Origin of the sequence: Martelella endophytica (assembly GCF_000960975.1) — a bacterium.
GTDB lineage: Bacteria > Pseudomonadota > Alphaproteobacteria > Rhizobiales > Rhizobiaceae > Martelella > Martelella endophytica.
In genome coordinates this window covers 4,377,288-4,403,464 of the sequence record NZ_CP010803.1, presented here as the reverse complement: position 1 = coordinate 4,403,464, position 26,177 = coordinate 4,377,288, and the positions used below count along the sequence as shown (strand labels likewise).

At 62.2% G+C, this 26,177-nt stretch carries 28 protein-coding genes, 1 pseudogene and 1 other annotated feature; of the genes and pseudogenes, 17 read left to right on the top strand and 12 right to left on the bottom strand.

Annotated features, from left to right (window positions below; translation table 11 throughout):
* Window positions 1-48 precede the first annotated feature (48 nt).
* Window positions 49-258, top strand: a complete 210-nt coding sequence (locus tag TM49_RS20505) for a cold-shock protein (protein WP_045683952.1) — start codon at window positions 49-51, stop codon at window positions 256-258.
* Between the two features lie 80 nt (window positions 259-338).
* Here TM49_RS20505 and TM49_RS20500 read toward each other — a convergent pair whose 3' ends face one another.
* The 8 genes and pseudogenes from TM49_RS20500 to TM49_RS20465 all read right to left on the bottom strand — a co-directional run bounded on the left by TM49_RS20500 (window position 339) and on the right by TM49_RS20465 (window position 7,295).
* Complete coding sequence (locus tag TM49_RS20500; protein ID WP_045683949.1) at window positions 339-1,430, bottom strand: linear amide C-N hydrolase; 1,092 nt, start codon at window positions 1,428-1,430, stop codon at window positions 339-341.
* 238 nt (window positions 1,431-1,668) lie between these two features.
* Window positions 1,669-2,523, bottom strand: coding sequence for a universal stress protein (locus TM49_RS20495; protein WP_045683947.1), 855 nt, complete (start codon window positions 2,521-2,523; stop codon window positions 1,669-1,671).
* Window positions 2,524-2,534: 11 nt separating this feature from the next.
* On the bottom strand, window positions 2,535-4,019 hold the full coding sequence (locus TM49_RS20490; RefSeq protein WP_045683944.1) for a SulP family inorganic anion transporter: 1,485 nt from the start codon (window positions 4,017-4,019) through the stop codon (window positions 2,535-2,537).
* 68 nt (window positions 4,020-4,087) lie between these two features.
* Window positions 4,088-4,143 (bottom strand) — a sequence feature (sul1 is cis-regulatory element that is thought to sense ions involved in sulfur or methionine metabolism; They are found in Alphaproteobacteria).
* 177 nt (window positions 4,144-4,320) lie between these two features.
* A complete protein-coding gene (locus TM49_RS20485) occupies window positions 4,321-4,515 on the bottom strand; it encodes a hypothetical protein (protein ID WP_045683943.1) in 195 nt (64 codons plus the stop codon).
* 51 nt (window positions 4,516-4,566) lie between these two features.
* Window positions 4,567-4,959, bottom strand: a pseudogene (locus TM49_RS23220) (RidA family protein); the annotation flags it as partial.
* Window positions 4,960-5,026: 67 nt separating this feature from the next.
* Complete coding sequence (locus TM49_RS20475; RefSeq protein WP_045683942.1) at window positions 5,027-5,683, bottom strand: amino acid ABC transporter permease; 657 nt, start codon at window positions 5,681-5,683, stop codon at window positions 5,027-5,029.
* Window positions 5,680-6,468, bottom strand: a complete 789-nt coding sequence (locus TM49_RS20470) for an amino acid ABC transporter ATP-binding protein (protein ID WP_179945009.1) — start codon at window positions 6,466-6,468, stop codon at window positions 5,680-5,682. Before TM49_RS20470 ends, TM49_RS20475 begins: the two co-directional genes overlap by 4 nt.
* Window positions 6,468-7,295 carry a substrate-binding periplasmic protein gene (locus TM49_RS20465; RefSeq protein ID WP_045683941.1) on the bottom strand — a complete coding sequence of 276 codons (828 nt, stop codon included), beginning with the start codon at window positions 7,293-7,295 and terminating at the stop codon, window positions 6,468-6,470. The genes TM49_RS20470 and TM49_RS20465 overlap by 1 nt, the downstream gene beginning before the upstream one ends.
* A 275-nt stretch (window positions 7,296-7,570) precedes the next feature.
* Here TM49_RS20465 and TM49_RS20460 point away from each other — a divergent pair, with 275 nt between their 5' ends.
* From TM49_RS20460 to TM49_RS20440, 5 genes are all read left to right on the top strand, one after another.
* Window positions 7,571-7,948, top strand: a complete 378-nt coding sequence (locus tag TM49_RS20460) for an ArsR/SmtB family transcription factor (protein WP_045683940.1) — start codon at window positions 7,571-7,573, stop codon at window positions 7,946-7,948.
* Window positions 7,924-8,988 carry an ACR3 family arsenite efflux transporter gene (gene arsB, locus TM49_RS20455; RefSeq protein ID WP_045683939.1) on the top strand — a complete coding sequence of 355 codons (1,065 nt, stop codon included), beginning with the start codon at window positions 7,924-7,926 and terminating at the stop codon, window positions 8,986-8,988. Before TM49_RS20460 ends, arsB begins: the two co-directional genes overlap by 25 nt.
* 3 nt (window positions 8,989-8,991) lie before the next feature.
* Entirely contained in the window at window positions 8,992-9,417 is a 426-nt protein-coding gene (gene arsC, locus TM49_RS20450) for an arsenate reductase (glutaredoxin) (RefSeq protein WP_045683938.1), read from the top strand.
* 170 nt (window positions 9,418-9,587) lie between these two features.
* Window positions 9,588-10,697: an alpha/beta hydrolase gene (locus TM49_RS20445; protein WP_045683936.1), complete on the top strand. Its 1,110-nt coding sequence runs from the start codon at window positions 9,588-9,590 to the stop codon at window positions 10,695-10,697.
* A gap of 266 nt (window positions 10,698-10,963) precedes the next feature.
* Window positions 10,964-11,926, top strand: a complete 963-nt coding sequence (locus TM49_RS20440; RefSeq protein WP_052699969.1) for a quinone oxidoreductase family protein — start codon at window positions 10,964-10,966, stop codon at window positions 11,924-11,926.
* 107 nt (window positions 11,927-12,033) lie between these two features.
* Here the strand turns inward: TM49_RS20440 and tlpA are convergent, their stop codons facing one another.
* A complete protein-coding gene (tlpA, locus tag TM49_RS20435; RefSeq protein ID WP_045683934.1) occupies window positions 12,034-12,696 on the bottom strand; it encodes a thiol:disulfide interchange protein TlpA in 663 nt (220 codons plus the stop codon).
* A gap of 23 nt (window positions 12,697-12,719) precedes the next feature.
* On the opposite strand from tlpA, the gene argH reads away from it, so the two are divergent.
* The 6 genes from argH (at window position 12,720) to TM49_RS20405 (ending at window position 19,607) form a co-directional block, all read left to right on the top strand.
* Window positions 12,720-14,114 carry an argininosuccinate lyase gene (argH, locus tag TM49_RS20430; protein ID WP_045683933.1) on the top strand — a complete coding sequence of 465 codons (1,395 nt, stop codon included), beginning with the start codon at window positions 12,720-12,722 and terminating at the stop codon, window positions 14,112-14,114.
* 95 nt (window positions 14,115-14,209) lie between these two features.
* Window positions 14,210-14,440 (top strand): hypothetical protein, encoded by a 231-nt coding sequence (locus tag TM49_RS23545; RefSeq protein ID WP_144409631.1) that lies wholly within the window; start codon window positions 14,210-14,212, stop codon window positions 14,438-14,440.
* Between the two features lie 122 nt (window positions 14,441-14,562).
* A complete protein-coding gene (gene lptM, locus TM49_RS20420; RefSeq protein ID WP_045683928.1) occupies window positions 14,563-14,823 on the top strand; it encodes an LPS translocon maturation chaperone LptM in 261 nt (86 codons plus the stop codon).
* A gap of 16 nt (window positions 14,824-14,839) precedes the next feature.
* Window positions 14,840-16,102: a diaminopimelate decarboxylase gene (lysA, locus tag TM49_RS20415; protein ID WP_045683926.1), complete on the top strand. Its 1,263-nt coding sequence runs from the start codon at window positions 14,840-14,842 to the stop codon at window positions 16,100-16,102.
* Window positions 16,103-16,201: 99 nt separating this feature from the next.
* Window positions 16,202-18,757: a TIGR02302 family protein gene (locus tag TM49_RS20410; RefSeq protein WP_052699968.1), complete on the top strand. Its 2,556-nt coding sequence runs from the start codon at window positions 16,202-16,204 to the stop codon at window positions 18,755-18,757.
* A 94-nt stretch (window positions 18,758-18,851) separates the two neighbouring features.
* Window positions 18,852-19,607 (top strand): SDR family NAD(P)-dependent oxidoreductase, encoded by a 756-nt coding sequence (locus TM49_RS20405; RefSeq protein ID WP_045683924.1) that lies wholly within the window; start codon window positions 18,852-18,854, stop codon window positions 19,605-19,607.
* Between the two features lie 82 nt (window positions 19,608-19,689).
* Here the strand turns inward: TM49_RS20405 and TM49_RS20400 are convergent, their stop codons facing one another.
* Both TM49_RS20400 and hpt read right to left on the bottom strand, forming a co-directional pair.
* Window positions 19,690-20,049 (bottom strand): response regulator, encoded by a 360-nt coding sequence (locus TM49_RS20400; protein ID WP_045683923.1) that lies wholly within the window; start codon window positions 20,047-20,049, stop codon window positions 19,690-19,692.
* A 163-nt stretch (window positions 20,050-20,212) separates the two neighbouring features.
* Window positions 20,213-20,755 carry a hypoxanthine phosphoribosyltransferase gene (gene hpt, locus TM49_RS20395; protein WP_045683921.1) on the bottom strand — a complete coding sequence of 181 codons (543 nt, stop codon included), beginning with the start codon at window positions 20,753-20,755 and terminating at the stop codon, window positions 20,213-20,215.
* A 222-nt stretch (window positions 20,756-20,977) separates the two neighbouring features.
* Between hpt and ftsE the strand changes: the two genes are divergently transcribed.
* The 4 genes from ftsE (at window position 20,978) to TM49_RS20375 (ending at window position 24,572) form a co-directional block, all read left to right on the top strand.
* Window positions 20,978-21,637, top strand: coding sequence for a cell division ATP-binding protein FtsE (gene ftsE / locus TM49_RS20390; RefSeq protein ID WP_045685580.1), 660 nt, complete (start codon window positions 20,978-20,980; stop codon window positions 21,635-21,637).
* Window positions 21,638-21,953: 316 nt separating this feature from the next.
* Window positions 21,954-22,952 (top strand): cell division protein FtsX, encoded by a 999-nt coding sequence (locus TM49_RS20385; RefSeq protein ID WP_045685579.1) that lies wholly within the window; start codon window positions 21,954-21,956, stop codon window positions 22,950-22,952.
* Between the two features lie 139 nt (window positions 22,953-23,091).
* Entirely contained in the window at window positions 23,092-23,793 is a 702-nt protein-coding gene (locus TM49_RS20380) for a YdcF family protein (RefSeq protein ID WP_052699967.1), read from the top strand.
* Window positions 23,790-24,572: a lysophospholipid acyltransferase family protein gene (locus tag TM49_RS20375; protein WP_045683919.1), complete on the top strand. Its 783-nt coding sequence runs from the start codon at window positions 23,790-23,792 to the stop codon at window positions 24,570-24,572. The genes TM49_RS20380 and TM49_RS20375 overlap by 4 nt, the downstream gene beginning before the upstream one ends.
* Here TM49_RS20375 and TM49_RS20370 read toward each other — a convergent pair whose 3' ends face one another.
* Window positions 24,573-25,127 carry a gamma-glutamylcyclotransferase gene (locus TM49_RS20370; protein WP_045683918.1) on the bottom strand — a complete coding sequence of 185 codons (555 nt, stop codon included), beginning with the start codon at window positions 25,125-25,127 and terminating at the stop codon, window positions 24,573-24,575. It lies immediately after the preceding gene.
* Between the two features lie 52 nt (window positions 25,128-25,179).
* Between TM49_RS20370 and TM49_RS20365 the strand changes: the two genes are divergently transcribed.
* Window positions 25,180-26,175, top strand: a complete 996-nt coding sequence (locus TM49_RS20365; protein ID WP_082074828.1) for a DUF2125 domain-containing protein — start codon at window positions 25,180-25,182, stop codon at window positions 26,173-26,175.
* Window positions 26,176-26,177: the final 2 nt, after the last annotated feature.

The following is a 26,177-nucleotide window of genomic DNA, read 5'->3' as shown; positions in this document are numbered from 1 at the left end:
GAGTTGCATCATGTGAATTTGAGCCTAACGATTTGAAAGGAAATCGTCATGAGCGTTGGAACCGTAAAATTCTTCAACACCACCAAGGGCTATGGCTTCATCGAGCCGGAAGACGGCAGCAAGGACGTTTTCGTCCACATCTCTGCTGTACAGCGCGCCGGCATGACCTCCCTGGCTGAAGGCCAGAAGGTCAACTTCGAAGTCGTCGCCGACCGCCGCACCGGCAAGAGCGCCGCTGAGAACCTCAGCGCCATCTAAGCGCTTTACCGGTTCGCACCAATGACGAACCCCTCCGCAACGTCTGTTGCGGAGGGGTTTTTGTTTTCAATGACCGAAAGTCAGTTGCCGACTTCTTCGGCGGTCTCGTAACCATCCATCTTGATGGTCTTGATATCCTTGGCGTCGAGGTCCTGCTTCAGCAGATCAACGAAGCGGATCGTGCTGTTGTCGTAGGTGCGGAAGTAGAACCGTTTCTGAGACAGGTCGTCGGCAGACGTCCACTGGGTGTAGTCGGGTGTGTACTGGCCATCCGAGCCCATTTCGCGCACCGAACCCTTCGGGATGTCGAAATTGTTGAGAATGTGGAAGGCCTCGAAGATCGCGTCATCGCTGGTCTTGCCTTGTGCGACGCCCGTCTGGAAGAACGCCGCCCGCACGAAGCGTGACGGTGAGGTGAAGTCGCCCGGAGCCCCCAGCATTCCCGTGCCCTGACCAAAGCCGGAGATAGTGAGGTCGCCGAGTTTCTTCGGTTCGACATTGGCGTAGTCGAGGTTCACGTAGTTCTTCAGGTTCGTCATGTGCCAGTCAAAGGGCGGATTGTTTGTGATCACGCCGAGCGGGTTGTCCTGAACGGAAAGTTTGCCATCAACATACTCGATGACGATGCTCTTTCCCGACTCCTCGGTGACGATGTAGTGCACGGGCAGGACGATCTTGAACTGCTCCAGGACCACAGGTGCGACGTTGATATCGGGAAGTGCCGCCTTGACTTCCTCAACGCCTGCAAAATTGTCGAGGATGTAGGAGCCGAGCTGCCACGGCGCGATGGTCTTGGACGGATCTGCGGCGTCATAGGGCTGGAATTGCGCAGACTGGTCGAAATAGAAGATCCCGACGGAAAGGCCCTTTTCGTTGAGACCGTCAACGATGACCGGAAGGCCAGCGCCATTGGTGCCGACGCTTGCATATTTCGCCTTCCAGCTGAGGCCCGGCTTCTGATCCGGCGTCTCACCGGTGCGCTCGTAATTGCGTGGCGAGACGATGACATCGGACTGGAGATCGACGCCGAATTCCATCGTGCGCGCACGCACGACCGAGCCGTCCGCGGCCGTCAGCGTTATGCCGGTGCAAGCCTCGGCGGCCGGTGCGGCGAGCATGGCCGAGGCCATAAGAGCAGCCGCGAGCTTGCGGCCGAAGGTTCTGGTGATCATGGGGGTGCCTCCTTCTGAAGCGGAATCCGGTTTCGGATGCCTGCCGTTTGATACAGGTGATACGGCGCGAAAGGTCAATGCGGCTTACCGACGCCCGGGGGAGGGGGCAATCCCCGGGTCGGTATAAAAATTTTAAATTTTTCAGATGGTTAAAGATAGCTGGCAGGTTTCTGCATGTCGAGGCTCTACCAGAAAAAGTCCCGCCGGCGAGAACGCCGGCGGAAGAAAATGGCGGCTGCTAACGCACCAGCAGAACCGGGATCTTGCAGGCGGTCAGAACGGCCGTCGTGGTCGAGCCGATGACCAGCGTGCGGATGCGCGAATGGCCGTAGGCGCCCATTACCAGAAGGTCCGTTCCTTCCTGCGCCGCGACCTCTTCGATCACTGCTTCGGCATGGCCGGCACGGATGACGAGTTTCGGCGTGACCGCGCTTGCTTCAAGCCGGTTGACGGCCGCCGCGGCCTTTGCGGCCAGCGCATCGCCTTCCTTGGCTACCGCCAGAACCGTCACTTCGGTTCCGGCCAGCACCCGGCTTTCCGCCACGGTTTCCACCGCCTTCTCGGCGCTCGCGCCGCCATCATAGGCGATCAGCACCTTCTCGATCGGGCTGAAGGCGCGGGCAGCGACGAACACCGGCCGACGGGCGGCGCGCACCGCGCGCTCGAGGTTGGAGCCGAGGTGACCGGAGGCGAAATCCGCGCCTTCGCCGCGCTTGCCGATGATAAGTGCGCGGCTGTCCTCGCCGATCGCCTCGACGGCCTGGACGAAATCGCCGTTCATCAGCTTCATAGCCACATCGGTGACGCCATCGGCGCGCAGCCGCTCGGCCGCGCTTTCCAGCAGCAGCCGGCCGCGCTTGTGGGCGAGGCGGGCATTCTGGGCGTCGGCCTCGGCAAGCTCTTCCATCAGCGCGGAGCGAGCGCCGAGCCCGATCGCACCGGAAAGATTGGCCGGCGCCTGGCTATCGTGACGGCGGCCAAGCACATGCACAAGCTCGACGGAGGCGGAAAGCTGCTTCGCCATCCAGGCCGTATGGTCGCAGACGCTTTCGGCATAGGCCGAGCCGTCGATGAATGCGGTGAGTTTAGTCATCTGGCTTCTCCCTAGTGCTTCATCACGGCGTCAAGCGAATCGTCCTGCACGCTCAGCCGGTCGACGATGGTGGCCGAGGCCTCGTTCATGCCGACGATCTCGACCTCGGCGCCTTCGCGGCGGAATTTCATCACGACCATGTCGAGTGCCGCAACACTGGAAATGTCCCAGATATGGGCGCGCGACACATCAATGACGACCCGTTCCGGCGCTTCGCGGAAATCGAAGGCGGCATTGAAGCGCTCGACGGAGGCGAAGAACAGCTGCCCCTCGACATGATAGGTACGGGTCATGCCGTCGTCCGACACATCGGAACGAACGCGGAAGAACTGCGAGATCTTCCAGGCAAAGAAGATGCCGGAGAGCAGCACGCCGGTGAGCACGCCGATTGCGAGATTATGGGTCGCGACGACCACGGCCACCACCGCCAGCATGACAGTGGAGGACGAGCGCGGATGGCTTTTGAGGTTCTTCAGCGACGACCAGGAGAAGGTACCGATCGAAACCATGATCATCACGGCGACCAATGCCGGCATCGGAATCTGGCTGACCCAGCGGTCGAGCACGACCACGAGGATCAGCAGCACCACGCCGGCGACAAAGGTCGAAAGCCGCCCGCGGCCGCCGGACTTCACGTTGATCATCGACTGGCCGATCATTGCGCAACCGGCCATGGCGCCGATGAAGCCCGTGGCGAAATTGGCGACGCCCTGGCCGACGCATTCCTGGTTCTTGTTGGAGCGGGTATCGGTGAGATCATCGATCAGCTGCGCCGTCATCAGGCTTTCCATCAGGCCGACTACCGCAACCGCCAGCGAATAGGGCAGGATGATCAGCAGCGTATCGATCGTGAACGGCACGGCCGGCAGGTGAAAGCTCGGGAAGCTGTCCGGCAGCTCGCCCATGTCGCCGACATGATTGACGTCGAAGCCGAAGATCATCGAGATCGCGGTAATCACGATGATGGCGACAAGCGGGGAGGGCACGGCACGGGTCAGGCGCGGCAGCAGGTAGATGATCGCAAGCGCTACGGCAATCAGCGGATAGGTCAGCCATGGCACGTTGATGAGCTGCGGCAGCTGCGCCATGAAGATCAGGATGGCAAGCGCGTTGACAAAGCCGGTCATCACCGATTGCGAGACGAAGCGCATCAGCGAGCCGAGCTGGAGGATGCCGAACAGCACCTGGATAACGCCGGCGAGCACGGTGGCGGCCAGCAGATATTCAAGGCCGTGATCGGCGACGAGCGGTGTCATCAACACCGCCGTTGCGGCGGTCGCTGCCGAGATCATGCCCGGCCTGCCGCCGATGAAGGAAATAATCACCGCGATCGAGAACGAGGCGAACAGCCCGACCTTGGGGTCGACACCGGCGATGATCGAGAAGGCGATGGCCTCAGGAATGAGGGCCATGGCAACCACGAGGCCGGAAAGCACATCGGCGCGCGGATTGCCAAACCACTCCTGGCGATATTGCGTCAGAGAGAATTGTGTCATCAATGGTCCCTTGTTCCGGCCCGCGTGGGAGGGACGGGCCAGCTCGGAAATGAAAGAAAGGATTCACTGGTTGTCCGGCGGATCGGCGGCCGGAAGAGCCACCCGGGTTTTCACCGGGTCCGGGGTTCATTGACGAACGTTAATAGAGGGGGAGGCCGAAGAGGGCAAGTCGTTGACGGCGGAAATGTGGCGGCGAGGCCGCAATCGGTCGAAATGCCGGACGTCTCGCCGGAAGCCTGCCCGCTAGCGCGGACAGGCGGGTTTCCCTGGTGCACGCAAAAAGCTCTGCGCGGTCGCGGTATCAGGCCGGCTCGGGCGAGGTCTTCGGGCAGGTGCCGCCGATGATCATCTGTTCGGTGGTCTTGGAGAGATCATAGCGACGGACTGTGCCGCACAGTTCGCAGACAGCGACGACTTCGGCGATGGAAGCGTCGGCTGCCGGCCGAACGATGGTGTTCATCTGCCAGTGATGGCGATCGGCTTGCGTATAGGCCATTGGTATATACCTTTCTTGTTATAGACGGGCGGAGACTGCCGCCTTGCAGCTTCAGCTTTTCTTCTGAATGGTGAGTTCGATGAGGACCGAGGCATCGCCGGTAAGGCCTGCAACGCCCACGGATGTGCGCGTGTGGCGCCCGCTTTCGCCGAAGATGTCGACGAGCATTTTCGAGGCCTCGTTCAGGACGGCCGACTGCTTGTTGAAGCCAGGCGCCGAATAGACGTAGCCGCTCATGCGCACCACCTGTTCGATGTCGTCGAGGGACCCGAGCAGCATTTTTGCGGCGGCAAGCGCGTTCAGCGTGCATCGGCAGGCGGCCTTGCCGGCGGTTTCGATGTCGACATCGCTGCCAACCGGACCGGCGACGACGGCCTTGCCGTCTTCAAACCATGCCTGCGCGGAAAGGTAGACGACTTCACCAACGATGACGCCGGGCAGGAAGGCGCCGTCATAGGCGCCGAGTCCGGAAGCTCGAGGCCGAGTTCGGCAAGGCGATCTTCAATTTTACTCATGTGTTGCGGTACTCCAGATAGTCGACGACGCGACCGAGTGCGATCGTCAGAACGAGGTAGATGAGTGCGACGAATGTGTAGACTTCGAACGGGCGAAAGGTTTCCGCCACGACGGTCTGTGCCATGCGCATGACTTCGACCAGCCCCACCACCGAGACGAGCGTGGCGTCCTTCATCATACTGACGTAAGTGTTCGCCAGGGCAGGGGCGACGATGCGGGTCGCTTGCGGAATGGTTATCAGGATTGCGGTCTTCGATCTGCTGAAGCCCAACGTCATGGCGGCTTCGCGTTGCCCCTTCGCGACCGCCTGCAGGCCGGAACGAAAGACCTCGGCGATGTTGGCACCGTAAAGCAGGCCCAGGCCGACGACGCCGGCGGTAAAGGGCGAGATATCGAGATTGGCGACGATCGGCAGGCCGTAGTAGATCCAGATCAGCAGCACAAGCAGCGGCACGGACCGGAACAGCTCGATGAACGCGATCGCCGGTGCGCGAAACAGCGAAAGCGGCTGCACGCGTGCCAGGGCCACGATCAGCCCAAGGATCAAAGCCAGAATCTCGGCAACGATCGAAACCTTGAAGGTCATGCCGAGTGCGGCAAGGATCAGGGTGGCGTTGCTGGTGACGGCGGACCAGTCAAAATTATAGTTCATGACTCGTCCTCATCGATTTCTTCGGGCGCCTTGAGGGCTCCCAGAAACTTCCGGAAGTTGGGATTGGCGGGATTGGACAGAACCTGATCTGTGGGGCCGTTCTCGACGATTTCTCCCTGGTGCATGAAGATGATCCGGTCGGCGACCTTTTCGGCGAAGTGCAGCTCGTGGGTGACCAGAAGCATCGTCATCCCTTGTTCGGCGAGCCGGCGAATGGCCACCAGAACTTCGGCGACCAGTTCCCTGTCGAGGGCGGATGTCGCCTCGTCGAAGAGCATTACCTGGGGTTCCATCACCACGGAGCGGGCAATGGCAACACGCTGTTGCTGCCCGCCGGAAAGGTTCGCCGGCTTCTTGTTGAGGTGTTCGCCAAGCCCGACATCGCCAAGCGCGGCCTCCGCAAGTTTCCGTGCGGCGGACCTCTCCATCTTCTTCACCCACTTCAGGCCCAGGGCGACGTTCTCAAGGGCGGTCAGATGTGGAAACAGGTTGAATTGCTGGAAAACGAACCCGACACGTCCGTGGAGATCGGATGGCTTTCGGGCGGTCATGCCCTGCAGTGTAATGTCACCGCCATCAATCGGTTCAAGGCCTGCGATGCAGCGGAGAACGGTGCTCTTGCCGGAACCGCTGCGGCCGAGAAGCACGACGACCTCGCCTTTGTGCACATCAAGCGAGACATCGTTCAGCACTTTGACGATGCCGAAACTCTTGGACAGATTCCTGACAGAGAGGAAGGGCGCGCCAGCGCCCTCACCAATGTGCTTGTGGACCTTCGACATCATCAGAACGCGCCGCGCGCGATCTTCAGCTGCTGGATGTCGGGCATGGAGCCGTAGTTCTTCTCGTAAAGCTCCGTGTAGGAACCGGCATCGATGAATTCGGCGAGGAAGACGTTGACCCAGTCGCGGAACTCGGTGTCGCCGTAACGCACGGCGATCGCGCTCGGCACGGACTGCAGGCCGCCGTTTTCGATGAACTCCATCTTGATCTGGTCGGGATGGCGGGAGCTGTAGGTCGCGCCGGTCGAATTGTCGACGATGTAGCCGTCAACCTTGCCGGTGGCGAGCTGCAGGAAGCAGGAGTTCACGTCCTGAAGCGCAACGGTCTCGGCTTCGGGGAAGGAGAGCCGCATGGCGGCCTCGAACGAGGTGCCTTCAACGACGCAGATCTTGGTCTCGGCGGTGTTGAACTCTTCCAGGGTCGAGCGGGTCTCGTCGTCACGAACGGCAAGGCCGAGCACCAGCAGGAGATAGGTCTTGGCGAAGGTTGCGGATTCGGCGCGCTTGGCGCGGGCGGTGACGCCGGAAAGCGCGATGTCGCACTTGTCAGCCTGCAGGCCCGCAATCAGGCCCGGAAAATCGGACTGGATATAGGTTACCGAGACACCGAGAGATGCGGCCATCGCCTCTGCAAGGTCGGCGGCAAGGCCTGCGGGCTTGCCGTCCTTAAGGTAGATTTCAGGCTGATATGAAGGGTCGATACAGTTCCTGAGCGTGCCGGCGGACTTAATGGCGGCGACCGATCCGCTGTAGTCCTGAGCCTGAACGCTCGGCGCGACAAAACTTGAAATTGCAAGCAGGCTGGAGAGTGCAATGATTGATTTACGCATATATGTTCCCCGTTTGATTTAATGTGATATTTCTCAAAGGATATTTTTGAGATGCCACGAGATATAAGAATCAAAATCGCAATACGTCAATCAAAAGATCGAAATTTGTGCGGAAACATTTGCTGCCTAAAATTTGCGCAGAATGACTGTGTGTTGATGTTTTGTCCGCCAGCGAAGGTGGGAAAATGTCGCGAAGAGGGGATCAGGCAGGACCTCCGTTGCGGCACAATGGAAAGATGGATTGACGTGAAATAAATATCCATTATTCTAGATATATGGATGATTCTTTGACCATCGCGGCGCTCGGCGCCCTTGCGCAGCCGACGCGCCTTCAGTGTTTCCGGTTGCTGATTTCGCGCGAGCCGGAGCCGGTGGCGGCCGGGGAGCTGGCACGGGCGCTCGGCGTGCCGCAAAACACGATGTCGGCGCATCTCTCGATCATGAGCAATGCCGGCCTGCTGACCTCAGAACGGCAGGGGCGGTCAATCCTCTATCGGGCCGATCTCGAAGGCTTTCGTCGCCTTGTCATGTATCTGCTCGAGGATTGCTGCGGCGGCAATGCCGGGCTCTGCGCGCCGCTGATTGATGCGCTTACCGCCGGATGTCAGCCGGCCCAGGAGAATGATGAATGTCGCTGTTCGAACGCTACCTGACCCTCTGGGTCGCGCTCTGCATCGTCGCCGGCGTGGCGCTCGGCCATACGATACCCGGCGCCTTTCACGCCGTCGGCGCGCTGGAAGTCGCCAATGTCAATCTGCCGGTCGCGGTGCTGATCTGGCTGATGATCATCCCTATGCTGCTGAAGATCGACTTCTCGGCGCTCTCCGAGGTCGGCCGCCACTGGCGCGGCATCGGCGTCACGCTGTTCGTCAACTGGGCGGTGAAGCCGTTTTCGATGGCGCTGCTCGGTTGGCTTTTCATCGGGTATCTGTTCCGCCCGCTTCTGCCGGCGGACCAGATCAGCTCCTATATTGCCGGCCTCATCATTCTGGCGGCGGCCCCCTGCACGGCGATGGTATTCGTCTGGTCGAACCTGACCAGGGGCGAGCCGCATTTCACCCTGTCGCAGGTGGCGCTGAACGATGCGATCATGGTGGTCGCTTTCGCGCCGGTCGTGGCGCTGCTGCTCGGCCTTTCGGCGATCACCGTGCCGTGGAACACGCTGGTGCTCTCCGTCGTGCTCTATATCGTCATCCCCGTGATCATCGCGCAGGTGATCCGCAAGGCGCTGATTTCCGGTGACGACACGTCGCGGCTTCAGGCGCTTCTTGCCCGCATTCAGCCGGTGTCGCTGGTAGCGCTTCTGGCCACACTTGTGCTGCTGTTCGGCTTTCAGGGCGAGCAGATCATCGCCCAGCCGGCGGTGATCGCGCTTCTGGCGGTGCCGATCCTGATCCAGGTCTATTTCAATTCCGGTCTTGCCTATCTGCTGAACCGGGCGACCGGCGAGGCGCATTGCGTTGCCGGACCCTCGGCGCTGATCGGCGCGTCGAACTTCTTCGAACTGGCGGTGGCCGCCGCCATCAGCCTGTTCGGCTTCAATTCGGGGGCGGCCCTTGCCACGGTCGTCGGCGTGCTCATCGAAGTGCCGGTCATGCTTTCCGTCGTCGCCATCGTGAACCGCTCGAAGGGCTGGTACGAGCGCGGCGCGGCGGTGCGTCGTGTCTCCGAAACCGCAAGCGAAAAGGCCTGAACCATGGACGTCACCATCTATCACAACCCCGCCTGCGGCACCTCGCGCAACACGCTGGCACTGATCCGCCATGCCGGCATCGAGCCGAATGTCATCGAATACCTGAAGGCCCCGCCGACGCGTGAAACGCTCGTCAGGATGATCGCCGATGCCGGACTAACCGTGCGCGAGGCGATCCGGAAGAAGGGCACGCCCTATGCCGAACTTGGCCTCGATGACGAGGCGCTTGGCGACGATCAGCTTCTCGATGCGATGCTGGAGCATCCGATCCTGATCAACCGGCCGTTCGTGGTCACTCCACTCGGCACCCGCCTGTCGCGCCCCTCCGAAGTCGTCCTCGACATTCTGCCGGCCGATGCCTTCAAGGGGGCTTTTACCAAGGAAGACGGCGAGCCGGTGCTTGACGAAAAGGGCGCACGGATTGGGTGATCTCCCCGCCGAAAAGCTGGTGGCAGCGCGTGCTGTTCATATGCCCGATCGGGCAGGCGTGCGAGATTTATGAGTTTCCTTCATCTTTGTCATCGCGGGAAAGGTGATAGTTTCTGGCAGTGATCGTCTCCATCTACCTGGTGTGACCAGAATCATTCAGGAGACCTGCTTTGCCAGTGCAAACCAAAGCCACGAATGCCGTCGAGCGCGACGGCACTACCAATACCGGCCGTCGTAACCTGCTGAAGGTCGCCGGTGTCGGCGCCGTTGCTGTCGGCGCAGCGTCCTTTGCCGCTGCCCCTGCATCGGCCCAGACGATGGACATAACCAGCGAATGGGACAAGACCTTTCCCAAGAGCGACAATGTCGACCACAAGAAGGTAACCTTCACCAACCGCTACGGTATCACGCTCGTCGGTGACCTCTACACGCCGAAGGATACAGCCGACGGCTCGCTTCCGGCCATCGCCGTTGCCGGCCCGTTCGGTGCGGTCAAGGAACAGGCCGCCGGACTTTACGCCCAGACCATGGCCGAACGCGGTTTCATCACGCTTGCCTTCGACCCGTCCTATGTGGGTGAAAGCGGCGGCGAACCGCGCAGCGTCGCCTCTCCGGACATCAACACCGAAGATTTCATGGCGGCGATCGATTTCCTCGGCCTGCATGACAATGTCGACCGCGAACGCATCGGCATCATCGGCATTTGCGGCTTCGGCGGCATGGCGCTGAACGCTGTTGCGGCCGACAAGCGCGTCAAGGCTGTTGCCACCACCAGCATGTACGACATGTCACGCGTGATGGCGAAGGGCTATTACGATGCCCTGACCGACGATCAACGCGCCGCAGGTCTGCAGCAGATGAGCTATCAGCGCTGGGAAGACGCCGAAAGCGGCGAGCCGGCATTGGCCGGTGGGCTGCCCGATAGCCTCGACGGGATCGAAGATCCGGTCACCCGGATGTATTACGGCTACTACAAGACGGATCGCGGCTATCACAAGCGGTCTGTGAATTCGAACGCCGGCTGGACCGTGACCAATCCGCTGTCGTTCATGAACATGCCGCTGTTGACCTATGTCGATGAGATCTCGCCGCGCCCGATGCTGGTGATCGCGGGCTCCGAGGCGCATTCGCGTTATTTCAGCGAGGACGCCTATGCCGCGGCAGCGGAGCCGAAGGAGCTGATGATCATCGAAGGGGCCGATCATGTCGACCTCTACGACCAGACCGACATCATCCCCTTCGACAAGCTGCAGGCCTTCTTTGACGAACACCTCGCCTGACGGGGCGATCCCGGCTTTGCCGCAATCACCCAAGACAAGGCCACCGCAGATCGCGGTGGCCTTCACGTCGTCGGTGCGCGCATTGCCAAACAGCGAATTCATGCGCAGCCTGCGGAATACAATTCATTTCGAGCGCGGCTGTCATCGCGGCGTATTGGGCTGTCCAGATTTCAGCGGGCGCGTCGCAATGGTCCCGCAAGCTCCATTTTTCAGGTCGTCTGTGAGGCTGTAACCAACGCTAGATCCAACATTCATGGAGACGAAACATGAGCTCTTCTTCCGAAAACGCGACGATACGCGCCAGGGCCGTTACCTATACGGGCCCCGGTGGCGAGGAGGTCATCTCGATCGCGGAGCGCGTGGTGCGCGCGCCGAAATCAGGCGAAGTGCGCGTCAAGGTCGCAGCCGCCGCGGTCAGCCCCACCGATGTGCTTTTGCGCAAGACCGGCGGCCCGGCACCTTTCAGGCCCGTGACGCCGGGTATGGATTTGGCGGGTACCGTGGAATCGGTGGGACCTGATGTTACCCGGCTGGCTGTCGGTGACGAGGTCATGGCGGCGGTGCTGCCCGTTCGCGAGGATGGCGGTGGCCAGGCATCTTACGTCGTCGTCCCGGCCGCTTCCGTGGTTGCCAGGCCGAAAACGGCGAGCCTTGTCGAGGCTTCCACCCTTCCGATGAACGGACTGACCGCTCTTTACGCGTTGGAAATTGCCGGGTTGAAGCCTGGCCAGGTCTTCGCGGTCAGCGGAGGCGCCGGGTATATGGCCGGCTTTGCAATCGCCTTTGCCAAGGAACAGGGGCTCAGGGTGATTGCGGATGCCAAAATCGAGGAAATGGACAAGGTCGCCGGCCTGGGTGCTGACGTGGTCGTTCCGCGCGGTTCCGATTTTGCCGGGGCCGTTCTGAAGGAATTTCCTGAGGGCGTCGACGCCCTTCTCGATACGGCCCTGCTGGGCGAAAGCAGTTTCCCGGCGATCCGCGACGGCGGCGTCTACATCCCCGTCCGCGGCTGGTCCGATCCCGAAAGCGAGGCCCGCATCCGGATCAAGCCGGTTATGGTGCCGGACGTATTCGAGCGCACCGAATGGCTCGAGAAGCTGGCCGATGCGGTGGACAAGGGTGTCATCGCGCCCGGTGTCTACGGCGAATTTTCGCCGGAGCGTGTCGCCGAGGCACAGCGCCTGACAATGGCCGGCGGCATGCGCGGCCGAGCCGTGATCGTTTTCTGAAGGCGCTTATTCTCAAAAAAATGATCGCCGGGGCTTGCTGTCCCCGGCGAGCTGTTGGCGGCGAAGGGGAAATGATCCCGCGGATGAACAGGCAAGAAGTCTCGCCGTCACCCCCCGACAGCCGCCCCCACCAGCGCCTTCGCATCCTCGCTTGCCCATTCAGCCGGGCCGTTCATCGAGCCCAGCAGACAGCCGTTTTCGTCGATCAGCATCGTCGCCGGCAGGCCGAAGACGAGGCCGTCCTTTTTCAGGGTATTGAACGTATTCATCGTTTCGTCGCGGTAGAAGGCGAGGTTGGTGATGCCGATGTCGTCCATGAAGCGGACGGGTTTTTCGTCCGAGCCGGTATCGATGTTGACGGCGACGACCTCGAAATTGTCGCTGCCCATCTCGGCTTGAAGCGCTTCGAGCGCCGGCATTTCCTCGCGGCAGGGGATGCACCATGTCGCCCACAGGTTCATCAGCACTGTCTTGCCCTTGAGGCTTTCAAGCGTCGTCTCGCCGTCGATATTGCGGAAGGAAAGGTTCTGCATCGGGCGCGGTTTTTCGGCGGGCACAAAGGCGGCGACCTCGCCGGCGGCGAGCGGTTTGAGCTTTTCGGCGGTCTCGACAGCCGATTGGCATTGGCCGGCATCGGCGATCGCACCCGCACCATTGCCAGAAACGGCGTTTTTCACGTATACCGCCACGGCGCCGGCAATCAGGCCAGCGGCAAGCGCGATCAGAACCAGTTTGGCGGAGACGGGGCTTTTACGGCGCTTCTCGGTCATGTCATTCTCCAGATAGGCTATTCATGTCTGATACCAAGACCTCGAACAAGATGTGGGGCGGCCGTTTCGCCTCCGGTCCCGATGCGATCATGGAGGAAATAAATGCCTCCATCGATTTCGACAAGGCGCTCTATAACGAGGATATCGACGGCTCGATCGCGCACGCCACCATGCTTGCCGAAAAAGGCATCATTTCGAAAGAGGATGTCGTCTCAATTATCGAGGGTCTGAAGACAATTCGCCGTGAGATCGAGGCGGGCGAATTCACCTTCTCGCGCCAGCTTGAGGATATTCACATGAATATCGAAAGCCGGCTGCGCGAATTGATCGGCCCGGCCGCCGGAAGGCTCCATACCGCCCGCTCGCGCAACGATCAGGTAGCGCTCGACTTCCGCCTGTGGGTGAAGAAGGAATTACAGCGCACCGAGGCGGCACTCACCCGGCTGATCGGCGTGTTCCTGACGCGCGCGGAAGAGCATGCCGATACCGTCATGCCTGGCTTCACCCATCTCCAGACCGCCCAGCCCGTCACCTTCGGCCACCACTGCATGGCCTATGTCGAGATGTTCGGCCGCGACCGGAGCCGCGTGCGCCACGCTATCGAGCATCTGGACGAAAGCCCGATCGGCGCCGCGGCGCTCGCGGGCACCGGCTTTGCTATCGACCGGCACATGACGGCGAAGGCGCTCGGCTTTTCCGGAGGGCCGACGCGCAATTCCATCGACACGGTCTCCGACCGCGATTTCGCGCTGGAGTTCCTGTCGATTGCCTCAATCTGCGCGACGCATCTTTCGCGGCTCGCCGAGGAAATCGTCATTTGGTCGACGCCGCAGTTCAATTTCGTGCGGCTTTCCGACAGTTTTTCGACCGGCTCCTCGATCATGCCGCAGAAGAAGAATCCGGATGCGGCGGAACTGGTGCGCGCCAAGACCGGCCGCATCAACGGCTCGCTGGTAGCGCTTCTGACGGTGATGAAGGGCCTGCCGCTCGCCTATTCCAAGGACATGCAGGAAGACAAGGAACAGGTCTTCGATGCGGCGAAGAGCCTGGAGCTTGCGATCGCGGCGATGACCGGCATGGTCGGCGACCTCACCGTCAACGTCGCCTCGATGAAGGCTGCCGCCGGTTCCGGATTTTCCACCGCGACGGACCTTGCCGACTGGCTGGTGCGCGAGGCGGGCCTGCCCTTCCGCGATGCCCATCATGCGACGGGTGCCGCCGTGGCGCTTGCCGAAAAGAAGGGCTGCGACCTTGCCGAACTTTCGCTGGAAGAACTTCAGGGCATCAATCCGGCGATCACCGAAGGCATTTTCGACGTGCTGACGGTGGAGGCCTCCGTCGCCAGCCGCAAGAGTTTCGGCGGCACGGCGCCGGATGAGGTCCGGAAGCAGATTGCCTGGTGGAAGGCGCGCAACTGAGCACGCCGGCTTCACCCGCCGACCCCGAAAAACACCGCATTGACAGTTTTGCCCTTCCGTCCGATTCTTGAGCGGAACCTGCGGGAGGCACCGCGATGGCGGAGAATGTCACCAATGAACTCATTCTGGAGCATCTGCAGGCCCTCCATGTCGATGCAGGAAGGGCGCGCGAGGAGCGTCGCGAAATTCGCGATGAGCTCCGTGCCGTGATGGCCCATGTCGCAGCGCTTGTTCAAAGCGACCTCAACCGTGACAGCCAGCAGGCCAGCATCTATGCGCGCCTCGACCGCATCGAACGACGGCTTGAGCTTTCCTACGAGGAATGAATTCCGCCTGCTTCCTTGCAGCCAATCGGCAAATTTGGGGTGCACAAGCGGAATATGTTCCGCTATCAGAATGGGCGAAGGGCGTTCCGGACTTTCCGGCGCCAGATTGTCCGGGGCATGCAATGAGAAAATTCACGATCGCGGTTATCGCCTTGATGCTCGGTGCGCTCGCGCTTTCGGGCTGCGGCCGCAAGGGACCGCTGGAACTGCCGCCGGAAACGGCAAAGCAGCAGGCGGCCAATGCGCAGCAGCAGGACATCGAGGTCGCGCCGAACGACAAACCCGTCGTGCTTGATGGCACCGGCCGCAGCATCGAGCTCGGACCGGCCGCGCAGGGGCAGGACGAGGGTGATTCCTTTTTCCTCGACGCATTGATCCAGTAGGCCCGAGGCTTTTTCCGTGAACCATTTCGAATATCGCGATGGCGTGCTCCACGCCGAATCCGTTTCCATCCCGGCGATTGCCGCTGCGGTCGGAACACCGTTCTATTGCTATTCCACGGCCACCTTCACCCGGCACTACAAGGTCTTCGCGGAGGCCTTCGCTGGCACGGACGCGCTCGTCTGCTACGCGGTGAAGGCCAATTCCAACCAGGCGGTGCTGAAGACGCTGGCCAAGCTCGGCGCCGGTATGGATGTGGTTTCGGAGGGCGAGCTGCGGCGCGCGCTTGCCGCCGGCGTGCCGGCCGAAAAGATCGTGTTTTCCGGAGTTGGCAAGACCGTGCGCGAGATCGACTTCGCGCTCGATGCCGGCATCTACTGCTTCAACATCGAATCGGAGCCCGAGCTTGAGGTGCTGAATGCACGGGCCGTGGCCAAGGGGCTGACGGCGCCGGTCTCCTTCCGCATCAATCCGGATGTGGATGCGAAGACCCATGCCAAGATTTCGACCGGCAAGAAGGAAAACAAGTTCGGCATCGCCTTCGCCCGTGCGCACGATGTTTATGCGCACGCGGCCGAACTGCCCGGCATCCGCGTGACCGGCATCGACATGCATATCGGCAGCCAGATCACCGAGCTTTCGCCCTTCCGCGATGCTTTCCGGTTGATGAAGACGCTGGTGACCGAGCTGCGCGCGGCCGGCCACGCTATCGACCATGTCGATGTCGGCGGCGGGCTCGGCATTCCCTACGAATTCAACAACAATCCGCCGCCGGAGCCGCTGGCCTATGCCGCCGTCATCCGCGAGGAACTGGCCGGTCTCGATTGCCGGATCGTTGCCGAACCCGGCCGGATGATCGCCGGCAATGCCGGCATCTTCGTCACCGAAGTCATCTATGTGAAGGACGCCGAAGCGCGAAGTTTCGTGATCGTCGACGGCGCGATGAACGATCTCGTCCGCCCGACGCTCTACGACGCCTATCACGATATTCGCCCGGTCACGCTGAAGCCGTCGGCGGCGCGCATCACCGCCGATGTCGTCGGTCCGGTTTGCGAGACTGGCGATTATCTGGCGCTCGCCAGGGAAATGCCGCGTCCCGAACCGGGCGATCTGATCGCGGTGATGACCGCGGGCGCTTACGGCGCGGTCCAGGCCGGCACCTACAACACCCGGCTTCTGGTGCCGGAAGTGCTGGTCGATGGCGACCAGTTCCATGTTGTGCGCCCGCGTGGAAGCTATGAGGAACTGATCGGCCTCGATTCCCTGCCGGATTGGCTATAGCCGCACACTTTCGTGAAGGCCGAATTTGGTACTTCACCTCGCTATCGACACAAAGCATGCTATCCTTGACGAACGAGGTTCAAGCCAACAGACGGGTTGATGATCGGACACGATGCGAGCAACCATGACCGGCGCGAAAGCGCGTTGACCGGGCGCATCCGGCGCAAGGTCGCGCTGGCGCGTGCGAGCCTGTTTGTCGAGCGGTTGCTGACGCTGGGGCTTTGGCCCGTCTGCGTCGTTTTGCTTTTCGTCTCGCTTTCCTGGTTCGGCGTCTTCCATATCCTGCCTTACGCGTTGCGCCTGACGTTGCTGGTCATTCTGGCCGCGGGTTTTGTCGTCAGCCTGTGGCCGCTGCGGCACCTGCGTTTTCCGAGCCTTGCTGCGGCGGAGCGGCGGGTGGAAGCAAAGAACGCTCTTGCCCATCAGGCAATCTCGGTGCGCGCCGATCGGCCCGCGCATGAAACGCCCGAGGCGCTGGCGCTCTGGCGCGCGCATCAGGCGCGCATGTCGCGGGACCTCGATAGTCTGGATAGCGGCTGGCCGGCGCCGGATTTTGCCGGTGCCGATCCTTACGGCCTGCGCGCGGTTCCCGTGCTGCTGATCTTTGTCGCCTTCTGCTATGCCGGCTCGTCCGGTTCGGGCCGCATGGCCGATGCCTTCTTGCCGCCGGCCGAAGAGCCCGAGACGACGGTGGCGTTGCGCTTCGACGCCTGGATCTCGCCGCCGGCCTACACACGCAAGGCGCCCATTTATCTGCAGCAGGATGGCGGGGATGCGATCGCCGACATTCCGGAAGGCTCGGTGCTGACGGTCCGCCTCTCCGGCAACGGAGCGGAAAAGGCGATCGCCTTCGAAACGGCTGATGGCGACGCCCAGGCACCCGATGAGGAGACCACCGGTCCGCTTGCAAGCAGCGCCACGTTCACGCTTTCGCAAAGTGGTGCGCTGAGGGCGGCGGGTGGTGAGTGGAATATCGCTGTCGTGCCGGACGAAGCGCCGGTCATCGCCTTCAAGGGCAAGCCACGGGCTGCCGCCAATGGCGCGCTCGAAATCGAATACACGCTGACCGATGACTATGGCGCCACCGCTGCCCGCGCCGAGATCGAACCTGTCGACGCCGACCCGTCGGCAAGCCCGGTCTATCCGTTGCCCGAGTTTGTCCTGAACCTGCCCTCGCGGGCCAGCAAGGATCATTCGGCGCTCACCAGCCGCAACATCACCGAGCATCCGCTCTCCGGCACGAAGGTGACGGTGACGCTGGTTGCCGAAGATGCGGCCGGCCATATCGGCAAAAGCCCTGCGCTCGAAATGGTGCTGCCGGCGCGGCCGTTCTACAATCCGCTGGCTGCGGCCATCGCCGAACAACGGCAGATCTTCGCGCTCGACAGCCGCAGGATGCCGGAAGCGCTGCAATATAGCCGGGCCATGACGCTGCGGCCCGAGGAGACTATCCCCGACATCACCCAGTTCCTGCTGATCAAGTCGGCCCAGACCCGCATGGCGGTCGCCTATGACGACGCGGCTTTCCGCGATACCGCAGACTACATGTGGCAGATCGCGACCGGCATCGAGGATGGTGCGCTCTCCGATGCCGAACGGCGGCTGCGCGAGGCGCAGGACGCGCTCAGCAAAGCGCTGGAAGAGGGCGCATCGGACGCCGAGATCGCCCGGCTGATGCAGGAATTGCGCGATGCGATGCAGAACTACCTCTCCGAGATGGCGCAGCAGATGCAGCCGTCCGACCAGCAGATGCCGGCGAACCAGCAGGCGCTGCGCCAGAGCGATCTGGACAATATGCTGAACCAGCTCGAAAACCTGGCGCGCTCGGGCAACCGCGATGCGGCCCAGCAGCTTCTGTCGGAGCTTCAGCGGATGATGAACAACCTTCAGCCGCCGTCATCGATGGCTCAGAACGGCCAGCAGAACTCCGAAATGCGCCAGCAGGTCGACAAGCTCGGCGAACTTATTCAGGAGCAGCAGCGACTGATGAACGAGACCTTCAATCTCGACCGCGAGCTGCAGGATCGCGAGCAATGGGGAGACCCTCCGCCCGGAGAGCAAGGTCAGCAGGGTGAGCAGGGACAGCAAGGTCAACAGGGCGAGGGCGGCCAGAAGGCGCCCCGTGACATGACCGCCGAGGAGCTGCGCGAAGCGCTCAAGAACCTGCAGCAGCAGCAGCAGGATCTTGCCGGCGAGTTGCAGCAGCTTCAGGACAAGCTGGCCGAACTCGGCATGCCGCCATCCGAAGGCTTCGGCGAGGCGGGCGAGGCGATGAACGGCGCCGCCGGCGCGCTTGGCGAGGGCGATGGCGGCAGCGCTGTCGAGGGCCAGGGCAATGCCCTTCAGGCCCTTCGCGATGGTGCCCAGCAGATGATGAATTCGCTGATGGCGGGGCAAGGCCAGCCGGGGCAGGGGCAGCCCGGCCCGAATGGCCAGACCGGCTGGGGCAACCAGGCGGGCCGCGATCCGCTTGGCCGTAATCAGGGAACGGATGGTCTCGACTTCGGCGACGACGTGAAGGTGCCCGACGAAATCACCGTCCAGCGCGCCCGCGAAATCCTCGATGCCATCCGCGAGCGCCTCAACCAGCAGGCCCCGCTGCCTTCCGAACCGCCCTATCTGGAGCGGCTTCTGGAGCCGCAATCTGAAAACTGACAACCGTCAATATGTGGAAAAGCCGCAATGCCGGCGCTAAATCTCATCCGGGGGGCACGGCGACGTGCCCCATTTTCGTTTTGTGAGGTTAGTTATGAACAACAGATTTGAGAGCAAGACCATCATCGTCACCGGCGGTGCATCCGGTATCGGCGAGGCTTGCGTCCATCGTTTGGCCCAGGAAGGCGCCAATGTGGTGGTTGCCGATCTCAACGCTGATCATGCCGAGAAAACCGTTGCCGACGTCAAGCAGGCCGGAGGCAAGGCCGCCGCGTTTGCGCTCGATGTCAGCGATCCCGAAGCGGTGAAGGCCATGGTGACGTTCGCGGTCGAAACGTTTGGCGGCCTTTACGGCGCCGTGAACAATGCTGGTATCGGTGGCCCGGCCCTGCCGATCGGCGATCACGATATCGACAGCTGGAAGAAGGTGATCGATGTCGATCTCAACGCGGTCTTCTACTGCATGAAATACGAGCTCGAGGCGATCGAGAAATCCGGTGGCGGTTCGATCGTGAACATGGCTTCGATCCTGGCGACCAACGGGTTTGCGACGGCGCCGGCCTATGTGGCCTCCAAGCACGCGATCATCGGCATGACCAAGTCGGCCGCGCTCGAATATTCCAAGCGCGGTATCCGCGTCAATGCTGTCGGCCCGGGTTTCATCAACACGCCGCTGTTCAAGGAGAAGATGGATCAGGAAACGCGCGATGCGCTTGTCAGCCTGCATCCGATCGGCAGGCTTGGCGAGACGCCGGAAGTTGCCGCGCTGACGGCCTTTCTGCTGGCCGAGGAAGCATCCTTTGTGACCGGCAGCTATCATCTGGTCGATGGCGCCTACAGCGCCCAGTAATCCAGAGACAAAACGCCGCAGCCCTCAAGCCGCGGCGTTCATCGGGGCAAACCCTGCCACCGATCATTCTGAAGTCAGGGACTTATGCCGCCAGGGCGCGCGCCACGGCGCGGCGGATATCCGGCAGGGCAAAGGGCTTCGGTACGACGTCGACGATCTTTTCCATCAGGTCGTCGGCGCGTTCGCGCTGCTCGGCGAAGCCGGTCATCAGCAGGATCTTCATGCCGGGATGGTCGTTCGCGGCCGCATGGGCAAGAGCGATACCGTCCATGATCGGCATGCGGACATCGGATAGCAGCAGGTCGTACTGGCTTTCGGAAAGCCGCTCCAGTCCCTCCGCTCCATCGCCGGCCTCAACGGTTTCGTGCCCGTCAAGGCGCAACGCCCGTGCCACGAAGGCACGCAGCGAAGCCTCATCTTCCGTAATCAAAATCCTGGCCATGGCGCTTCCAAGCTCTCTCTGTCTTCATAACCCGTATTTCATGCCCGTTGTTCCACGGGCTTTGTTGAGGGAGAGAATGACCAGAACTTCCTAGCGAGAAGTAAACATCGGAAATTGACGGGACGTGTAGTTAACAAGCTGTTCCGACAGCATTTATGCTTGATTAAGCATCACCCGTGACAACGCCGACGAAGGGCAGCTCGCGGAACGCATAGGCAACATCCATGCCATAGCCGACGACGAACTTGTCCGGGCAGTGAAAGCCCGAATAGTCGGCTTCCAGCGTTTCCTGGCGCTTGTTCTGCTTGTCGAGCAGCACCGCGATCGAGACGTTGGCGGCACCACGCTCCAGCATCAGCTCGCGCGCAAAGCGCAGCGTGCGGCCCGACTCAAGGATATCGTCGACGAGCAGAACGTCGCGGCCTTTCACCGTGCTGTCGATGTCCTTCACGAGGCGAACACCCTGGCTGACAGTGCCGGTACCATAGCTCGACAGCGTCATGAACTCGACTTCGGGGGCGAGGCCAGTGTGGTGCAGCGCGCGGATGAGGTCGGCGGCAAACACGAAGGACCCCTTCAGGATCGCGATCACCAGCAGGTCGTCGGAAGGGCCGGCGGCAATCTCGCGGGCAAGTTCCTCATTACGCCTTGCGATCTCCTCGGTGGAGAACAGAACTTCAATCGTCTTGCCGCGAACGACGTGCATCTCGGAGGCTCCTTCCCCGTCGGCGCCAGAGCGCCGTAGTTGTCTACTATATAGCCGAAGTGTCGGTTTTTAGAGGCTTTGGGCGGTAACGGCAATCGCAAGCCCGAAAGCAGTGCGAAAACACCGTGGATATCGTTGCGGCGGTTGCAGGCTTGCAGCCAGCCTCTGACCTGATATTCATGGGAACGATTTGATGGCGCACGAACGGCCGGGCGGATGGCTTTGATACAGTTTGAAAATGTCGGGCTGAGATATGGCATGGGGCCGGAAGTGCTTCGGGATATGAGCTTTGATATCCCCAAGCATTCCTTCCAGTTCCTGACCGGACCATCGGGCGCCGGCAAGACGACGCTTTTGCGGCTGATGCTGATGGCGCTGACGCCGACACGCGGCCTGATCCGTCTGTTCGACCGCGACATCGCCGTCATCCCGCATCGCGAACTGCCGATGCTGCGGCGCCGTGTCGGCATCGTGTTTCAGGATTTCCGCCTTCTCGACCATATGACGACCTATGAGAATGTCGCCCTGCCGCTGAGGGTCCGCGGCAAGGAGGAGGTCTCCTATCGCAATGATGTGATCGAGCTTCTGAAGTGGGTCGGGCTTGGCGAGCGGCTGCATGTGCGCCCGCCGGTGCTTTCCGGCGGCGAGAAGCAGCGTGCCGCGATTGCGCGCGCGCTGATCGACCAGCCCGAAGTGCTGCTGGCCGACGAGCCGACGGGTAATGTCGACCCGCCGATGGCGCGGCGCATTCTGAGCCTGTTCGTCGAGCTCAACCGGCTCGGCACTGCGGTGGTGATCGCCACCCACGACATCGCCCTGATGGACCGTTACGATGCGCGGCGGATGATCCTGACGGATGGAAGGCTCGAGATTCATGAGTAAGCCGCCGCGCTCCATCCGCGATCCGCGCCTCGAGGAGGAGCGGCGTCTTGCTGAAGAGCGGGCCGAGGCCGAGCGTCTGGCCGAGGTTCGCCGGCTGCAGGCGATCCGCCGGGAGGAGGAGCTTGCCTTTCGAAGGCGCGAGGAGGAAAGGCTGCTGGAGGAACGCGCCGCCGAAGAACAGCGCGCCCGCCGCCAGCGTCCCTCGCAAGCGACGCCTGTACCGGCCGATCAGCAGCCGGCCTCACCACGACGCCCGCCTTCCGCTGAGGCGCGGCCCACGCCCCCCCACGCCGAGGAGCGGCCGTCACGCCCGGCACTGCCACGCGCGAGCTTCAAGGAGCCAACGTCCGCGCGGCGGCCGAAGACCGGTCAACGACAGTCGCGCAAGCCGACGCCGATCGTGCCGCCATCCAACGTCCAGTCGCGGGCGCTGATGGCGGTCATCGCGATCATGGCCTTTCTCGCCTGCCTGACGCTTGGCGGCGTGTCGATGGTGCGGGCCACCGCAACCAGCTGGCAGGGCGGCATCTCGCGGGAAATCACGATCCAGATCAAGCCGCAGGAAGGGCGCGACATGAACACCGCGCTGCTCGATGCGCGCGATATCGCCATGCAGTTCGTCGGCACGCTCGACGGCCGCATCGTTGATGAGGCGGCGACCGAGCGACTGCTGGAGCCCTGGCTCGGAACCGGGCTTGATTTCGATGAGCTGCCCGTGCCGCGGCTCGTCATCGTTACCATCGATGAGGACAATCCGCCGGATTTTGCTGCCATGAACCAGGCGCTGCAGAAGGCCGTGCCGGGCGCCTATCTCGACGACCATCGCGCCTGGGTGAACCGGCTTTCGGCGATGGCGGACGCGACGACGACGATCGGCGCCGCGATCATGTCGCTCGTCTTCGGTGCAATGGTGCTGACCGTGGTGTTTGCGACCCGTGGCGCGCTCGCTGGCAGCCGCGACATCGTCGAAGTGCTGCATTTCGTCGGCGCCGAGGGAAGTTTTGTCGCGCGTCAGTTCCAGCGGCATTTCTTCAACGTGGCGCTGAAGGGCGCATTCGTCGGCGGTTTTCTCGCCTGCCTGTTCTTCGTGATCGCCCGCCTGTGGCAGCACAGCTTTCTCGCCACGCCGGGCGCCGACCAGGCGACGGCGCTGTTCGGCTCGATATCGATCGGCTGGAGCGCTTATTTCGGCATCTTCGTCACGATACTGGTGATCGCCGCGCTGACGACACTGACGGCGCGTCTGACCGTCATCCGCACCATTCGCGAGATCGATCGGGTGCGCTCCGACCCCGAACGAACTGACGTCTGGTAAGTATTTGCCGACAAAACATCCGGCCCGAATTTTATCTCGATTGCCTGTCATGTATTAAGAGCGGGCCTTGCGAATGATTCGGAAGGCGGAGAGGTGAAACCGGTCGGTTCAGAACCGGGCATCAACAGGACGGAAAGGCATGGCGGACCGGGTGCGCAACCCGAACGTAAGGGACCCGAACAACGATTCCGGGCGCGGCCGCAGCCGCTCCTGGGGCGGTGCTGTTGTGCGCGCCTTTGCCACCCTCTTGCTCATTGCCGGCGTCTTCTTCGGTGGCGGCTTCGTCTGGTTTGCGATCAACGCGCTCACCGCCCGGCCACCGGCGATCTACGAGACCGATGCGATCGTGGTGCTGACCGGCGGGTCGCGGCGGATCGAGGCGGCGCTCAGCCTGCTCGCCGAAGGTGCTGGCGAACGGCTGCTGATTTCCGGCGTCAATCCCTCGACCACCGCCGAAAGCATCCGCAAGACCGTCGATGGCGATGTCGCGCTGTTCGAATGCTGCGTCGATATCGGCTACGAGGCGCTTGATACCTACGGCAATGCCGTGGAAACCAGCAAATGGATTGCCGAAAACGACTATCGGCGGGTATTGGTGGTCACCAGCGCCTATCATCTGCCGCGCAGCCTGTTCGAGTTGCGCCACATCGACCCGGGAACCATCTTTGTCGGCTATCCGGTGCCGATTGGCGAGGAGCCCCGGAACCTCGTGGCCATCGGACGCTATGCCAAGCTGCTGGGCGCTGAATATATGAAATTCATCGGCGCGCATGTGCGCGCTCTCACCGGATGGAAGGCCCTGGAGCCGGCCGGCGGCGAGCAGCAGGGAGGGGCCGTATGACGGCATTGAGATCGGTTGCCTTCAACATCGCCTTCTATCTCGGAACGGCGGTGATGATGATCGTGATGTCGCCCTACTATTTCCTGGCCTCGCGCAAGAATGCCTATCGTGTCGTCGTTCAGGGCTGGGGCCGCTTCGTCAATAGCCAGATGCGCCTCTGGGCGGGCGCAACCTTCGAGATCGAAGGTCTCGAGAACCTGCCGCAGGGGGCGGCGATCATCGCCCCCAAACACCAGTCTGCCTGGGACACGATCATGCTCCTGCCCTCCGTGCCGGATTCGGTGTTCATGCTGAAGCGCGAGCTGATCCAGATGCCGCTGTTCGGCTGGTACCTGAAGAAGCAGCGGCAGATCGCCGTCGACCGGGCCGCCACCGGCCGCGCCATGGCCGAAGCGATCCAGGCGACGAAGGCAGAGGTCGAGACCGGTCGCCAGCTCATCATCTTTCCGGAGGGTACGCGCCGCCCGCCGGGTGCCGCAGCAGACTACAAGCGCGGTATCCAGCGCCTCTATCGCGATCTCGGGGTTCCGGTCGTGCCGGTCGTGATGCATCCCGGGCTTTTCTGGCCGCGCGGCAAATTCCGCCGGCAGCGGGGGCATTTCAAGGTGCGTGTCCTGCCGCCGATCGCGCCAGGCATGGAACCGCGCGCCTTTTTCGATGAACTGGTCCAGACGATGGAACGCGAAAGCGACCGGCTGCTGATCGAGACCGTGGCCGAGAACCCACATCTCGTCCTACCCGCGGAGACGCAGGCACGGCTTTCCGCCCTCAAGGGCTGATCAGGCGCCGCTATTGCGCTTGACCGGGCGCGGGTCCTCGTTCGTAAGCAGGGCCGCCACCGCTTCCAGAGCGGCATCCTCGATATCCATCTCGCGCAGGTGTCGGGCGGTGTTCAGCACGTAATCGCGATTGGGGCCTGCCTGACCGTGGGCGTTCTTGACGATGGTGGCCGCCTTCTCGACGTCGACGGCGCCTGCATATTGGGCGTGCGCGCGGTCCACCACATAGCAGACGGCCGGTACATGCTCGCCGCTCGGCAGCCGGACGGGCAGAACCAGCTCGCGGTAGACATTGGTCACCAGCTCGCGTTCACGCAGATAGGCCATGACGGTGTCCTCGTCATTGCCCTTGACGGCGAATGCCAGACCCTCGCAGAAACCGCCACGATCGAGCCCGAGAACGAGACCCGGCGCCTCGGCTGTGCCGCGGTGGACAAAGGAGCGGATGCACAGGCTGCGATGATAGCCGGAGAGGCGGGCGTGGACGCGGCGGTGGCTTTTAAAACCCGGATTCCACATCAAAGAGCCGTAGCCAAAAACCCAGAATTCGTCCATATGCTATGCCAAGCCTCGAATACACGTTGATGATCGAAAGTGGAGAAGCGGCATGGCAAGGTCAACCCGTGGGAGAAAACTTCTCAAGTGGACCATTGTCGTGGTCGTCATCGTCGCCATTCTCTATGGCCTCGCCTGGTTCTTCATTGCCCGCACCGTCAAGTCGCGCATCTTCACCCTGCTCGAAGGGCAGGGCGATCGTGACGTCGTGGTCGCCTGCGAGGATGTCGGCTATCAGGGCTTTCCCGCCGATTTCGGCTTTTCCTGCGATGGCGTTCATATCCGCGACCGCCGGACGGACACGACCTTCGATACACCGCGCTTGCTTGCCAAGGCGCCGGTTTATTCGCCCTGGACGGTGTTGGCCACGATCGAGGGACCGGCGACGGTTGCCAATGACGAAGGGGTCATCCTGCGCGCGGAATTCGGTCATCTCGGCGGTAAGCTGATCTATGGCTCCAGCGCACCGCGACTTGTGACCTACGATCTTTCCGATCTGGTGCTGCGCTTTTCCGATGCGACCGGGAGGCAGGGGACGCTGACGACGGAAAAGGCCCAGGGCCTCGCCCGCAACACTGATGGCGACCTGGATGTCGCGCTCTCCGTCAGCAATGCCATTCTCCGGCCGCAGAACGCCGGCGAGGCACTGGAGCCGGTATCCCTGAACCTGCTCGCCACCGTCGATGACGCAGGGCCGCTGCTCGGCAAGCGTATCCGGCCCCAGATGCTGCGCGGCAAGAGCGGTATCCTCAATCAGGCGGTGGTCGTGGTGGGCGAGAGCAACTCCAACCTGGCGCTATCCGGTCCGTTCTCCTTCGATCAGGACGGCTATCTCGACGGCCGCTTCTCGTTCGAACTGACGGGAATCGATGCGGTCTCCGGTGCGCTGCAGCTTGCGCTGCCGCAGGCGGCTGATCTGGTCGCAACGGTAACAGGCCTGGTCAAGGCGTTCACCTCGGGCCAGCGCACGCTCTCGCTCGATGTCAGGGTGGCCCATGGGCGGGCGACGATGGGGCTGATCCCGCTTGGCCAGATCCCGCCGATCTGAGC